This is a genomic window from Polynucleobacter sp. AM-25C3 (assembly GCF_018882335.1).
Taxonomy (GTDB): domain Bacteria; phylum Pseudomonadota; class Gammaproteobacteria; order Burkholderiales; family Burkholderiaceae; genus Polynucleobacter.
Map to the genome: position 1 here is coordinate 58,462 of NZ_JACVOS010000006.1, position 13,319 is coordinate 71,780.

A 13,319-nucleotide genomic window follows, 5' to 3' on the forward strand; every position below is an offset into this window, starting at 1 on the left:
GTCGGCAATTTACTCAGAGTTCCGCAGCCGCTGCAATTGCCTGATCAATCCGTTCGACCGGTATCACTCTTAATCCTGGAATCTTGGTCTTAGGCATATTCGCCTTGGGAATAATCGCCACAGTAAAGCCAAGCTTTGCGGCTTCTTTTAAGCGTTCTTGACCGCGCGGGCATGGACGAATTTCTCCAGCCAAACCAACCTCACCAAATACGATTAACTCTTTAGGTAAAGCCTTATTACGGATTGAGGATTGAATTGCTAAGAGCACAGCCAAGTCAGCCGCTGGCTCCGAAATCTTCACACCACCTACCGCGTTTAAGAAGACATCTTGATCAAAGCACGCTACGCCTGCATGGCGATGCAAAACCGCCAAGAGCATGGCTAAACGCGCTTGCTCTAAGCCAACCGCTAAACGGCGTGGGTTTGGAATATGTGCTGTATCCACCAGCGCCTGAATTTCTACCAAGAGAGGGCGACTACCCTCTTGCGTAACCAATACACAAGCACCGGGCACCATCTCCGCATGCTGCGATAAGAAAATAGCGGATGGATTGGCGACGCCACGTAGACCTTTTTCAGTCATGGCAAATACGCCCAACTCATTGACTGCGCCAAAACGGTTTTTAATCGAGCGCACCAATCTAAACGAAGAATGGGTGTCACCCTCAAAGTAGAGCACGGTATCGACAATGTGCTCAAGGACGCGAGGACCAGCTAAGTGACCGTCTTTAGTTACGTGACCCACCATCAATACACAGATACCGCTAGACTTTGCAGCCCTAGTTAACTGGGCCGCACACTCCCGCACTTGCGCAACCGATCCCGGGGCAGAACTCAATACTTCTGAATACAAGGTCTGAATAGAATCTACCACCAATACCTGGGGCCTTACCGTATCCATGATGGATAACAGTTTTTCTAACTGAATCTCAGCCAGCACTTCCAATTGAGGTGCGTCTAATGCAATACGTTTTGCTCGCAATGCAATCTGAGCGGCCGACTCTTCGCCGCTGCTGTAGAGGACATTCATACCTGCGGCACTCATCTCGGCAAGGGCTTGAAGCAACAGAGTAGATTTACCAATGCCTGGGTCACCACCCAACAAGACCACTCCACCAGGCACCAAGCCACCACCCAGTACGCGATCAAACTCTTCTACACCCGTACTGAATCGTGGCAGATCTTCTGCACTAATGGCGGAGAGTTTTTGGCGAGGCAACGATTGCGCTAAGCCCTGAAAACGGGTATTTGAGCTCACTTCAGGTAAGCCCTCTTCCAGCGTATTCCAGGCCTGACAAGATGGGCACTGTCCCTGCCATTTGGCAGAGGTACCGCCGCAGGACTGACAGATATAGATGGTTTTAATCTTGGCCAATGTATTACCTAGTAAATTAGTAAGTGAGTAAAGCAGTAAAAAAGATTAATCGAGCTGAGTGCCCGCTTTGTTTTCTTGAGCGCGCTTAGGCGCATCTTTGCGACGTTGCTCTAGATCTGCTGCACGAGCGGCGGCGGCTTTTTGTTTTTCTTCAAATTCTTTTTGATTGGCAGCACGCTCAGCAGCTTTTTCAGCTGAGGCACGCTCAGCAATCTTAGCCGCATCTCGTTGATCCTTAATGCTGGCACGCAACTTTCGTTGCACTTCATGCAACTCCACCTCTTGCTTGCGTATGGGATCAATCTCTTTGCGGTAATCGGCACGAGAGTCTTTCAGGCAGCTATTAACCCAATACTTTTGATAACACTCGGAGTTCGTTTTATCCCAACGGTATTTAGCCCAATCGCGCTGCAGCTCCAACTCTTGCTCAATCTTATCGAGCTGCTCCAACTGAGCCTCTTCGGCAGGCGTAGCAAGAACTAAACTGCTGAAGGAGCAAACCAGCAGGAAAGCACCTAATGAAACTAAGGAGCGCAAAGAAACTGGCTTTCTCAAATCTCAACCTTTGCACCCAGCTCAACCAAACGGTTAGCAGGAATCTTGAAGAAGTCAGATTGACGGCCGGCGTTCTGATACATCCAGCAGAACAGACGCTCACGCCACATTGCCATGCCTGGAATGGCGGATGGAACGATCGTATCGCGGGAGAGGAAGAATGAGGTATTCATTAAATCAAATTTCATGCCGAAGGTCTTCTCAATCAAATCAATGATGGAGCCCATATCTGGAGTTTCTTTAAATCCATAGATGGCACGAATAACATGGATATTGCCGCCAAGATCCCTCATGGTGAGGCGCTCAGCATCGCTGACATAGGGCACATCCCAAATACTGACCTTGAGGAAGAAAACCCGCTCATGTAGAACATGATTGTGCTTCAGATTATGCAAGAAAGAAACCGGCAAGTAATCTACGTGCGCAGTTAAGAATACGGCAGTACCCTCAACTCGATGCGGCGGATGCTTGAGCAAGGATTCAATAAAGCTTCCCAACTGAATACCCTCTTCCATAGCGCGCTTGCGCAAGATCTGACGACCCTTAAACCAAGTAATGAGGCAGGTGAAGCACAGCAAGCCGAGCGCCAATGGGTACCAACCACCATCTTTGATCTTAATTAAATTAGCAGTCCAGAAAGCAAAGTCAATAATTAAAAAGGAAATGGTGATGAACGCAACCAGTAAAAAATTCATCTTCCATTCACGGAACATAACCACTGCCAGTAGGATGGTTGTAATCAGCATGGTTGAAGTCACTGAAATGCCATAGGCTGCCGCCAAATTCAGGGATCCCTTAAATGCGATGACTGTTGCAACCACCATAAACAGTAACACCCAATTCACAATCGGAATATAGATCTGCCCCTGCTCTGAATCCGAGGTGTGCAAGATATTCATGCGAGGCATAAAGCCTAGCAAAATTGCCTGACTAACCAATGAGTAAGCGCCAGAGATCACAGCCTGAGAGGCAATTACTGTTGCTGCTGTGGCCAAGCCCACTGTTGGCCATAAAGCCCAATCAGGCACCATTAAATAGAATGGGTTTTTAATGGCTTCTGGATCTGAAAGCACCAAGGCGCCTTGACCCAAATAGTTAATTAATAAGCTCGGTAGAACCACAATCAACCATGCATAGCGAACTGGGGAGCGGCCAAAGTGACCCATGTCCAAATACAAAGCCTCAACTCCGGTCACTACAAGCACTACAGCTCCCATCACAATGTAAGCTGTTGTAGGGTGATCAATAACAAAATTAATGGCATACGCTGGGTTAAAGGCCCCAATGATTTGAGGAGCATCTCCAATATTGATTGCTCCCAATAAGGCAAGGACTAGAAACCAAACCAAAGTAATGGGGCCAAATAATTTACCAACCGTTGCAGTACCGTATTTCTGAATCAGAAATAAAGCCGCCAAAATAATCAGCGATATCGGAATAATGAATTTATGCAATGCTGGGGCTGCAATCTCAATGCCCTCAACCGCTGACAAAACAGAAATTGCAGGTGTGATGACAGACTCGCCCAACAACATGCAAGCGCCCAACATACCCAGGATCATGAAAAAGAAATAGCTCTTTGACTTGTTGTCGAAGGAGCGCAGCGCCAAGGCCATTAAAGACAGAACGCCGCCCTCACCTTTGTTATCTGCGCGCATCACAAACAATACGTATTTAATGGTAACAACCAAGATCAGCGCCCAGATCATCATAGAGATCACGCCAAAGAGCGCCTCTGGGGTGTATGCAATACCGTGATGCGGATCGAAACACTCTTTCAGCGCATAGAGTGGACTAGTACCGATATCACCAAAGACCACTCCAATTGCCGCGAGCATCATGACGCCGAGGCTTTTTTTATGCTCGCCGCCCGTTCCGTGAACCTCAACAGGGTTCAAAAGTGTGGAGCTGGAAAATTCTGGATTGCTAATGGACATCTCAAAACCTTAAGGTGATGTTGCACGGCAATATGTTACTCCTTATACAGGCTGACTTAAGGCTCATATTTACCCCTCAAAACCCCTTATTCCAGCTCTATTTAAAGGAATACCTCGACAGGGAGGCCTAAAAAATGGTAGAATTTCAGCTTCAGACGCGGGGTGGAGCAGTCTGGCAGCTCGTCGGGCTCATAACCCGAAGGTCGTAGGTTCAAATCCTGCCCCCGCAACCAAACAGTAGAAGGCTTCTAGGTCAATTGACTCAGAAGCCTTTTTGCTTTTCTGGAGGCCTGAGGTGTGATCTGCGCCCCAAATTAGGGAAAAGATCATTTTCAGTGCCCTAGGTCGTCTACTATTCTCAATACAGGGAGGAATCATCAATTCCCATGAATTGCCTATTTTGGAGATTAAGTAATGACATTAGTAAGCAAATTGATTGCGATAGCCTGCGGCTCTCTAATTGGCTTTGGTGCAATAGCCCAAACCTACCCTAGCAAACCCATCAAGATCATTGTGCCGTTTGCGCCTGGTGGTAGCACCGACATCATTGCGCGCAGTATGGCTGACCCTTTGAGCAAGCAACTAGGCCAATCCGTGATTGTGGAAAACAAAGCTGGCGGTGGTGGCTCTGTTGGTGCACTAGAAGTAATACGCGCGCCTAAAGATGGTTACACCTTAGGCATTGCAACAGTGTCTACTACGGCGTCCAATCCAGCGATTAATGCCAAGATTGGTTACGACCCGCTCAAGGATTTCACACCCATTACCAATATTGCCGCGACACCGAATGTCATTGTGGTGAACCCATCCTTTCCTGCGCGAGATTACAAAACCTTTATTGAAGTCATCAAAAAGAATCCCGGCAAATATTCTTATGCAAGTTCTGGCACCGGCGGCATTGGTCACATGCAAACAGAGCTCTTTAAGAGTCTGACTGGTACCTTTATTGTGCACATCCCATACCGCGGCGCAGGTCCTGGCCTCATTGATGTCGTAGCAGGTCAAGTTCCCATCATGTTTGATAACTTACCTTCTGCCCTCCCCTTTATTAAAGATGGCAGGCTTATTCCGATTGTGATCGCAGCGCCTAAGAGACTTGCGCAGTTACCAAACGTTCCGACATTTGCAGAGGTGGGCTTAGCGCCAGCTAACAGAATGGCTTACTACGGCCTACTAGGTCCAGCGGGCTTGCCTAAAGATGTTGTCGATAAGATTTATGCGGCAGCTCAAAAAGCTGTTTTAGATCCTGCCGTGAGAAAACGCATTGAAGATACTGGCTCGATCATTAACGTCAATGGCCCAGAAGCCTTCTCCAAAGAAATGGCTACAGAGTACGCAACCTATAAAGATGTAGTAACCAAACAAAAACTAGAGATAGAGTAATCGACTTGGTCGGTACTCAAATCCGAACTTAAATCAGTACTCAAGCTTGAATTATTCAAAAGGAACCTCGTTGAACTTACCAAATCATCAGCTCACCATGACCATCTTGATGACGCCTGATAAAACGAATTTCTTTGGCAACGTTCACGGGGGCGATGTTTTAAAGCTCCTAGATCAAGTAGCTTATGCCTGTGCCAGTCGATATGCTGGCAGGCATGTAGTTACCCTCAGCGTAGATCAGGTGACCTTTCGTCAACCGATTCATGTAGGTGAATTACTGACATTTTTAGCTTCTGTGAATTTCACAGGCAATACCTCGATTGAGGTTGGTATCAAAGTGATCGCAGAAGATATTCTGACTCAAGAAACTAGGCACGTGAATAGCTGCTTTCTGACGATGGTGGCAATGGATGAGAACCGCAAACCGGTTCATGTGCATACATTTATGCCATCTACTGCCGATGAAGTGCGACGCCACAAAGCCGCAGAACTCAGAAGAGAGATGCGTCGCCAGTTCGAAGAAAAGTTTACTCAAATCCGAAAAAGCGAAGCGGTTTTATAGCTAGCCATCAAAAGTTGTTTTCTGCCTTGCGTAAAATTGCGGGGTCTTCCCGCTCCCGGCCAACTAAATCCAAGTTGGTGCAGATACTCCGCGAAAGCGTGCAAGGAGTAATTTGATGCTAATTTTTAGTACTTAAGATACGGCATGCGCATCAAAATTACCAAAGGCTTAATACTTAGCGCCTACTCCACAACAAGAAACAATCTTGCAGAGATTTTATTTCCTGCGGGAGAGTATTTGGCAACACTCACCCCAGAAGGTCAAATTGAAATCCTCAACTCGGGTGCCAGCAAGGCACAGTTTTCTTTCTCTCAATTTAGAGAAAAACTTTCTCTTGGAGAGTTTGTTCTTTTAGAGGCTTAACAATAAAAAACCGCCCGAAAGCGGTGTAACAAATACTGTTGATCAATATTTAATGTGGATGGCCTTGTGAGTTCATCGGTATTTTCCCACCATTCATCATTTGCTGATGCATCTTTTCATGCATTGCCTTCATATCTCCATGCATTGCTGGATCGCAATATTCATGATTGGCTCCACCGCTAGCGCCACCCATCTGATGGGTATCAGCCCCTTTGTAACCGAGCAAAGAGGGGTCAAGCATGCCAGCAATCATCGCAATATGCCCAAACACCAGAAACAATGCAACGCAAATTGCATGAATCTTGAGCTTACCCATTTGGTCTAAGGCTTTATTCACAAAGCCAAACTCTTGCAAGGCGATCCAGATTAAAGGCAGGCCTCCAATTAGGTAGCTACCTACCGCAATCACATCAATAATTGTACGCCACTCATTGTTTTTGGTAATAGGCAGCACTGCAGTGGCCATCAAATAAGCAATGATGCCAATGAAATACAAGCCCACCGCGGTTCCCGCAAAGCGATTGAGATGATAGACAAAGCCATCAAACTTACGCGTAAAAAGGATATATAGCTCGGTGATTGCTAAAGTCTCGGCGAGCACCACCGGTATAGCCATAAAAATCAATAGGTTCCAAGGCTGATTGTCAGCCAACAACTGCATATAGTGAGTCATGTTCATTACGATTCTCCAAAACGGAAATTATCAAAAGGCATATAAATGCCACAATCAAAAGTGATTACAGATAATTTCTGGGAGGTTTGTAAATAGACTCGGCAATATTGGATAAAGGTATTGCAATATCGCTCAGCAAGTACACGTCCACTTGCGTGAATTGAGAGAAAGCTGGCGAAGTAATCAGAATCGCCACTACCGCACAGCAAGAGTGAATAGCATTAGTGCTAGCGCTTGATTTGCTGCTTTCATGATGGCTGACTGATGCGCCCTCTTGGCAATGGTCATGACCAGATGCCACGACCGAAATGCTCGCCTTGTTTAAATCCACGGGCATCGTCGCAGCATTGATTGTGCTGACAAAAAAACTTAGAAAGAGTAGTGCAGCGATCTTCTTCATACTTCCAGTTTACGCTGAATATCCCAGTTAAGAGCTATCAATGCTCAATTGAGGACTTCAGGCAGTTAAAGCCAAATGAGCAATAAATGCAGATCTGTTTTCTCCTGCTTTTTTTGCTTTTGCGTCCAATCTAGCTAACACTCTTTTTGGGAGGGTGATATTGATTCGCTCTATATCGTCCGATAACAAAGCTGGATCAACCTCAACAATTGCCCACACCCACCCTTTGTATTCTTTTTGCTTTTGCAACTCCTTTAAAGAACTTGGCTTCGGTATTTCCTGATCCCCATCTAAGGCCATCTCAATCCAAAGCTCTATAGCCTCTTTAGCTTTTTCTATGGCTTCATCCAAGCCGCTATCGGCAGCAGAAAAACAGCCGGGCAAGTCCGGAACAATTACACCCCATGCATTTTTCTCATTTCCTGGCTCTATAGCTATTGGATATTTCATTTAAGACCCCCTCTTTAAATCAGCATGTTTCAATATTTTTTCTACTAAACCTAGTCCCAAGTCTTTTCTTGGGTGCGGGATGGAGATGTGTCCAGACTTTGTTTTATGACTAAAAATATGATGTGATCCTTTAGTTCTGCTTAATGTCCATCCATCTCGCTTTAATAGCTCAATTAATTTTTTGCTTTGCATTGATCTCCTTTTAAATTATACATTTAATACACACCATACACACTTTTTAATGGGATCATGGGGGCCCTCGATTCCATAAGCGCTTGCTATGCCGTCGCCAAAAGAGCGGTTCACCCGCGCTAAGATCCGGTTTAGATAGAAATTCCCATATCTGCGCACCTGTAGCGGGGGTTTGATAAAAAGGGATATTCATAGCTTGATATCGAGCGCTGACGGTTGGATGTGGATGGCCATAGCGATTGCGATACCCATTTTGTGCAAAGGCTATATCTGGAGTTAAAGCTGATAAGAGTTCTTGGGATGAAGATGTTTTACTTCCATGGTGTGGCGCCATAAATATCAGACTCTTATCTCTTAAAACATCAAGGGATGCTTGAGTTAAGCGCTCTGTCATTTCAGCCTCACCCTGCTTTTCTACATCGCCCGTTAACCAGAATGCTGTTGTGTGATTGCGCACCTCAAGTACGCAACTCACTTCATTGGGCTTTCTGGGATGGTGATCCTCAAATACGGTGTGCTCATGAGGATGCCAAATATGAAATTCCACTCCATCCCATGACCATCGCTGACCAAAGCGACATGGAATGCTAGGCACCTGTCTTATCGCTAGGTTGCTCAATAGTGGGTTGGTACTTGCCAAAGACCCCATCATGGAATCAAAAGCAATTTCTTTAAGCAGAGTTGCGGCTCCGCCAATGTGATCGCTGTCACTATGACTGATCACCATGCGATCAATGTGGGTGATCCCTCTTCCCCTCAAATACGGCAGGATGATTCTTTGGCCAGCGTTATCTTTACCCTGTATAGGACCAGTGTCATAGAGCAATCTTTTTGTTTTGGTTTCAATCAGGACTGCCGTGCCTTGGCCAATGTCTAATACCGTTGCCCGAAATTCTCCATTGGCCAAATTCATAGTTGCAATTGGTTGAATAAATAGACCGCTACATAGGGCAAGCCCAGCTGTTCTAGATACCCAACTCTGTCGAATAGATCCAGGTCGAATCGCTATGACGATGCCGATAGCTGACAAAATTAGCGCCCACCATGCAGGTTGATTGGACCAAGCAATTGCCCATTTCCAGTTAGCCATCCAAGCAAGCATGATTGCTAGGTAGTCCATCGTGGCATGCGCTGGTACCAACAACCATTTACCAATGAAATCAGGCAACAAAGCACCAGCAATAGCCAGAGGCGTCACTATATAACTCACTACGGGGATAGCAACAGCATTGGCTAATGGAGAGACTATCGAGACTTGGTAGAACCAATATAAGGTCAATGGTAAAAGCGCGATAGTAACGACGGCTTGCACCCGACAAGCCTCACGAAGAGCATGAATGACCCTATGTCGCCAATCAAGCTCAAGCTCTCTACCAGTAGGGAGGCCAAGTAATCCATCCGAATCTTGCATCGCATATAAGATCGCTGCTACCGCTCCAAACGATAACCAGAACCCTGGCGTATAGGGCGCCATTGGATCAATCAATAGTACAAAGGCTAAAGCCCACCACCAAATGTCAAAAGATCGAGGGGTTCTGCCAGACCATAAAGCAAAGGCTACTACCCCCACCATATACATCGTTCTTTGGGCTGGTATCTGAAAGCCTGCCAACCAAGCGTAAACAAACGCTGTCAGAAAGCCAACCGCAGCAGCAACTTTGCCAACAGGTATAAAGAGTGGCAGTGAATTTCTGCGCCATAAAAATGCTGCAAGCATGGCACCAAACCCAGCCAGCATAGTGACATGGAGCCCTGATATAGAAATCAAATGCCCAATTCCGGTAGCATTAAATACGCGCCAGTCCTCTTGGTCAATCGCATTTTGATCGCCCATCACCAGAGCCGCTATCACCCCACCATAGCGCGCATCCTTTGGAAGTAAATACCGGATCTTCTCTCTTAACTTCCAGCGCTGATATTCCATTGCAAGAGAAAACTCAGTAAGACCAATATCTTTCTCAAGCAATAAGTCACCAGACCTCACAGACCCACTAGCGCCAAAGTCCTGATGAAACGACCAACGCTCGAAATCAAAGGTATGCGGGTTTAGTGATCCATATGGTCGCTTGATCTTGACTTTGAACTCCCAACGCTGACCTGGAATGACCTGCGGAATATCTTGAGGATTACGCCAAGCAGGTTGCCAACTCAAATACACCTGCTTAGGAAATGATTCAATTCTGTCGCGACCCAAAAAGGCATGATCTACTTCAAATGAAAATTTCGCGCCACTGGAAACGCTTTGCGGCAAAGCATTTACTCGACCCTCCAGCAAAAGATCTTTGCCCTCATATTCAACGGGCAAGATATTGTTTAGGCGGTTTTGTGCGTAATGCGCATTCCAAGCAAAACCAAGAACGAAAAACAACACCCCAATAGATATCTTGCTTGCATGAGGGTATTTAAGTACCCGCCAATTACAGTAGCCACCAAGAATACAAATCAATAAGAGAAATACGCAGATGCCTAGCCAGTCTTCTGGCACCGCAGGCAAAAATAAAAGGAGCGATCCCCCGGCGATGAACGCCGCAATATTGATGCGCAAGTTCTTAAGAGGCGGATTGTGGGTTTGAGTTATTGGCCATTAATGATGACCAACGGGGTAATACTTGCGGGGCATTTTCCCAAACCGCCTTTGAAAATGCCTCGTCACTCATGCCGCGAATATCCGCTAATTGCAGTGCAATTCTGGGAAGCAAGGCTGGCTCATTAAATGCACCGCCCTCCTCTTTGAGCCATGCCGGTGGGATATCGGGCGCATCCGTCTCAGTAACAATGCTATCGAGTGGCAGCTCTTTTAAAAGACGACGAATCTGCAGTGCTCGATCATAGGTTGCTGCGCCACCAAATCCTAGCTTGAAACCCAGTTCAATAAATTGCTCAGCTTGCTGATGACTACCATTAAAGGCGTGAGCTATTCCGCTGGGGACTTTTCTTTTTCGTAGAGCTTTGAGGATGGCATCTTGTGAACGGCGTACATGCAAAATTACTGGTAACTGATGTTGCTCAGCCAAATCTAATTGCGCATGAAAGAAATGCTCTTGAAGCTGGGGGTCAAGCCCTTCAACAAAGTAATCGAGACCAATCTCTCCAATACCAACAAAGCGAGGATCGCTCAAGGATTTCTCAATGTAGGATTTCAGAAGATCAATGTCGCTCTCTTGAGCTTGCTTGATATACAGCGGATGAATGCCTAGCGTGTAAACCAATCCGGGAATTTGCTTGCCGTACTGGTTTACCAAGCATTTGGCTTGTTCCCAATCAGCAGCTTGAACGGTAGGCAGCAAAATTGCTTTAACTCCCCTACCCACCGCTCTTGAAACGATCTCTGGAAGGATGTCTCCAAACTCTGGAGCATCTAAATGGCAGTGGGTATCAACCCAAGCGAGGCTTTTGCTAGCGTCGCTCATTGCGCAAAAGTCTTTAATACTCCGCGCTCTAAATGCAAAATCCGGTCACAACGTTTGGCGCGTATAGGATCATGAGTAACAATCACAAATGCAGTGCCTTGCTCACGAGCAATATCCAACATCAAGTCAAATACCCCATCCGCGGTTTCAGTATCGAGATTGCCTGTAGGCTCATCGGCTAATACACAAGAAGGATTACCTACTAGCGCACGCGCTACTGCAACACGCTGACGCTCACCGCCAGACAACTCGCCTGGTGTGTGCTGCACTCGTTTGCCCAAGCCAACTGCATGCAACATCGTGTTTGCACGCTCCATGGATTCATCATTGCTAAGTCCACGAATACGTAAAGGTAAGGCGACATTCTCAACAGCACTGAATTCATCTAAGAGATGATGGAACTGGTAAATAAAACCCAAGCTCTGATTGCGTAATTGATCCAACTTACCAACAGATAATTTATGGAGATTTTCTCCGGCCAGCATGACAGTGCCAGCACTTGGAGTATCTAAGCCACCCAATAGATGCAATAGGGTACTTTTACCTGAGCCAGAAGAACCGACAATCGCTACCTTCTCAGAGGCGCTGACCTCTAAATCAATTTCTTTCAGCACGTCGACCGCTGTTGGTCCTTTGCCGTAGGTCTTTGCAAGACCAGATGCACTCAGAATGACTGTATTAGCCAATGCATTGTTTAAATTATTCATAACGCAATGCCTCCGCAGGCTGAACTTGCGCTGCACGTCGACTTGGATACAGAGTTGCCAACACTGATAAACCGAAAGCCATCAAACCGACGGTGACGACATCAGATAGACGAACATCAGAAGGCAACTCACTAATGAAGTAGACATCCCGTGGCAAGAAGCGCACGCGAAAGATAGCCTCGATTGCCGGAACAATCACATCGATGTTTAAGGCAATCAGAAGACCTAAGCCGACACCAGCTAGAGAGCCTAGCAAACCAATCGCCAGCCCTTGCACTAGAAATATCCGTTGAATTAATCCTGGGCTCGCGCCCATCGTTCTTAAGATTGCTATATCAGCCTGTTTTTCATTGACGGTCATCACCAAAGTAGAGACCAAATTAAATGCAGCCACCGCAATAATGAGCGTCAAGATGATGAACATCATCTTTCTTTCGGTTTGCACGGCGGCAAACCAATTGCGGTTAGAGCGTGACCAGTCTGATACCCAAAGAGCTTGTGGAACTACCTGGGCTAGCTCAGAAGCAATCTCAGGCGCACGTTGCATGTCATCCACCTTCACACGCAAACCGGATGGGTCTTGTAAGCGCAATAGAGCCGCAGCATCTTTCCAATGCAGAATGGCAAGCGAGCTGTCGTATTCATAATGGCCACTATCCACAATCCCGACTACTTGCAAGGTTCGCATTCTGGGCATAGCACCTGCTGGAGTCAGATCACTCTCCGGCACGATGAGGTTAATGCGATCACCCACGCGTGCACCAACCATGTTTGCCAACTGGGCACCCAAGGCAACGCCAAAAGCACCCGGCTTGAGATCTTCAATACTGCCTGCGACAAATTGCTTGGGCAAATCCGAAACCTTGCCCTCTTCACTTGGCAAGACTCCACGAATCGCTACGCCACGCATGACATTCTCACGACTAAGTAAACCTTGCGAACTGACCATTGGAGCAACACCAACCACATGGGGCTGTGCAGCTACCTTGAGGGCAATCGGCTCCCAATTAGTCAAACCATCTGGGGCGGTGATTTCTATATGAGAAAGAACAGAAAGCATGCGATCGCGCACTTCCTTCTGAAAGCCATTCATGACAGAGAGCACTACAATGAGGGCGGCAACGCCTAGGGCGATGCCTGCGGTCGAGATTCCAGAAATAAAGGAGAGGAAGCCATCGCGCTTACCCACCGTCTTACGACGCTTGGATCGGGTGTAGCGCAGGCCAATTTCTAGCTCAATAGGAAGTCTCAACATAGCCACAGTTTAGTGAATTGCACGGGCAAACTGATGGATTCTGTAAATGCCACCTAA

At 46.7% G+C, this 13,319-nt stretch carries 14 protein-coding genes and 1 tRNA gene; 4 read left to right on the forward strand and 11 right to left on the reverse strand.

The window, feature by feature from the left end:
- Positions 1-13: 13 nt before the first annotated feature.
- The 3 genes from radA to ICN12_RS05605 are packed head-to-tail and all read right to left on the reverse strand — an operon-like array spanning position 14 to position 3,771.
- Positions 14-1,375, reverse strand: a complete 1,362-nt coding sequence (radA, locus tag ICN12_RS05595; RefSeq protein ID WP_216271402.1) for a DNA repair protein RadA — start codon at positions 1,373-1,375, stop codon at positions 14-16.
- 45 nt (positions 1,376-1,420) lie between these two features.
- Positions 1,421-1,930, reverse strand: a complete 510-nt coding sequence (locus ICN12_RS05600; RefSeq protein ID WP_216271404.1) for a hypothetical protein — start codon at positions 1,928-1,930, stop codon at positions 1,421-1,423.
- Positions 1,927-3,771 (reverse strand): potassium transporter Kup, encoded by a 1,845-nt coding sequence (locus tag ICN12_RS05605; RefSeq protein WP_255537719.1) that lies wholly within the window; start codon positions 3,769-3,771, stop codon positions 1,927-1,929. Before ICN12_RS05605 ends, ICN12_RS05600 begins: the two co-directional genes overlap by 4 nt.
- Positions 3,772-4,023: 252 nt before the next feature.
- On the opposite strand from ICN12_RS05605, the gene ICN12_RS05610 reads away from it, so the two are divergent.
- From ICN12_RS05610 to ICN12_RS05625, 4 genes are all read left to right on the forward strand, one after another.
- A tRNA-Met gene (locus ICN12_RS05610) sits at positions 4,024-4,100 on the forward strand.
- 181 nt (positions 4,101-4,281) lie between these two features.
- Entirely contained in the window at positions 4,282-5,250 is a 969-nt protein-coding gene (locus ICN12_RS05615; RefSeq protein WP_216271407.1) for a tripartite tricarboxylate transporter substrate binding protein BugE, read from the forward strand.
- A 70-nt stretch (positions 5,251-5,320) separates the two neighbouring features.
- Positions 5,321-5,812, forward strand: coding sequence for an acyl-CoA thioesterase (locus ICN12_RS05620; protein ID WP_216271409.1), 492 nt, complete (start codon positions 5,321-5,323; stop codon positions 5,810-5,812).
- A gap of 144 nt (positions 5,813-5,956) precedes the next feature.
- Positions 5,957-6,175, forward strand: a complete 219-nt coding sequence (locus ICN12_RS05625) for a hypothetical protein (RefSeq protein ID WP_216271411.1) — start codon at positions 5,957-5,959, stop codon at positions 6,173-6,175.
- 49 nt (positions 6,176-6,224) lie between these two features.
- On the opposite strand, the gene ICN12_RS05630 is transcribed toward ICN12_RS05625, so the two are convergent.
- Genes ICN12_RS05630 through ICN12_RS05665 form a run of 8 tightly spaced genes read right to left on the reverse strand, consistent with a single transcriptional unit; the run spans position 6,225 to position 13,259 of the window.
- Positions 6,225-6,854: a DUF6803 family protein gene (locus ICN12_RS05630; RefSeq protein WP_216271413.1), complete on the reverse strand. Its 630-nt coding sequence runs from the start codon at positions 6,852-6,854 to the stop codon at positions 6,225-6,227.
- 58 nt (positions 6,855-6,912) lie between these two features.
- Positions 6,913-7,248: a hypothetical protein gene (locus ICN12_RS05635; RefSeq protein WP_216271416.1), complete on the reverse strand. Its 336-nt coding sequence runs from the start codon at positions 7,246-7,248 to the stop codon at positions 6,913-6,915.
- A gap of 57 nt (positions 7,249-7,305) precedes the next feature.
- Positions 7,306-7,698, reverse strand: a complete 393-nt coding sequence (locus ICN12_RS05640) for a type II toxin-antitoxin system HicB family antitoxin (RefSeq protein ID WP_216271417.1) — start codon at positions 7,696-7,698, stop codon at positions 7,306-7,308.
- Positions 7,699-7,890: a type II toxin-antitoxin system HicA family toxin gene (locus tag ICN12_RS05645; protein ID WP_216271419.1), complete on the reverse strand. Its 192-nt coding sequence runs from the start codon at positions 7,888-7,890 to the stop codon at positions 7,699-7,701.
- A 55-nt stretch (positions 7,891-7,945) separates the two neighbouring features.
- Positions 7,946-10,435, reverse strand: a complete 2,490-nt coding sequence (locus ICN12_RS05650; RefSeq protein ID WP_255537710.1) for a DNA internalization-related competence protein ComEC/Rec2 — start codon at positions 10,433-10,435, stop codon at positions 7,946-7,948.
- Between the two features lie 4 nt (positions 10,436-10,439).
- Positions 10,440-11,300 (reverse strand): TatD family hydrolase, encoded by an 861-nt coding sequence (locus ICN12_RS05655; RefSeq protein WP_216271421.1) that lies wholly within the window; start codon positions 11,298-11,300, stop codon positions 10,440-10,442.
- Positions 11,297-12,007 (reverse strand): lipoprotein-releasing ABC transporter ATP-binding protein LolD, encoded by a 711-nt coding sequence (lolD, locus tag ICN12_RS05660; RefSeq protein ID WP_216271423.1) that lies wholly within the window; start codon positions 12,005-12,007, stop codon positions 11,297-11,299. The genes ICN12_RS05655 and lolD overlap by 4 nt, the downstream gene beginning before the upstream one ends.
- Positions 12,000-13,259 carry a lipoprotein-releasing ABC transporter permease subunit gene (locus ICN12_RS05665; RefSeq protein ID WP_216271533.1) on the reverse strand — a complete coding sequence of 420 codons (1,260 nt, stop codon included), beginning with the start codon at positions 13,257-13,259 and terminating at the stop codon, positions 12,000-12,002. The genes lolD and ICN12_RS05665 overlap by 8 nt, the downstream gene beginning before the upstream one ends.
- Positions 13,260-13,319 lie beyond the last annotated feature (60 nt).

Excerpts from the sequence above, each read along its gene's own strand:
- ICN12_RS05605 (WP_255537719.1), bottom strand. The coding sequence starts at position 3,771 with ATGATGCTCGCGGCAATTGGAGTGGTCTTTGGTGATATCGGTACTAGT.
- ICN12_RS05615 (WP_216271407.1), top strand. The coding sequence starts at position 4,282 with ATGACATTAGTAAGCAAATTGATTGCGATAGCCTGCGGCTCTCTAATT.
- ICN12_RS05625 (WP_216271411.1), top strand. The coding sequence starts at position 5,957 with ATGCGCATCAAAATTACCAAAGGCTTAATACTTAGCGCCTACTCCACA.
- ICN12_RS05630 (WP_216271413.1), bottom strand. The coding sequence starts at position 6,854 with ATGAACATGACTCACTATATGCAGTTGTTGGCTGACAATCAGCCTTGG.
- ICN12_RS05635 (WP_216271416.1), bottom strand. The coding sequence starts at position 7,248 with ATGAAGAAGATCGCTGCACTACTCTTTCTAAGTTTTTTTGTCAGCACA.
- ICN12_RS05640 (WP_216271417.1), bottom strand. The coding sequence starts at position 7,698 with ATGAAATATCCAATAGCTATAGAGCCAGGAAATGAGAAAAATGCATGG.
- ICN12_RS05645 (WP_216271419.1), bottom strand. The coding sequence starts at position 7,890 with ATGCAAAGCAAAAAATTAATTGAGCTATTAAAGCGAGATGGATGGACA.
- ICN12_RS05655 (WP_216271421.1), bottom strand. The coding sequence starts at position 11,300 with ATGAGCGACGCTAGCAAAAGCCTCGCTTGGGTTGATACCCACTGCCAT.
- lolD (WP_216271423.1), bottom strand. The coding sequence starts at position 12,007 with ATGAATAATTTAAACAATGCATTGGCTAATACAGTCATTCTGAGTGCA.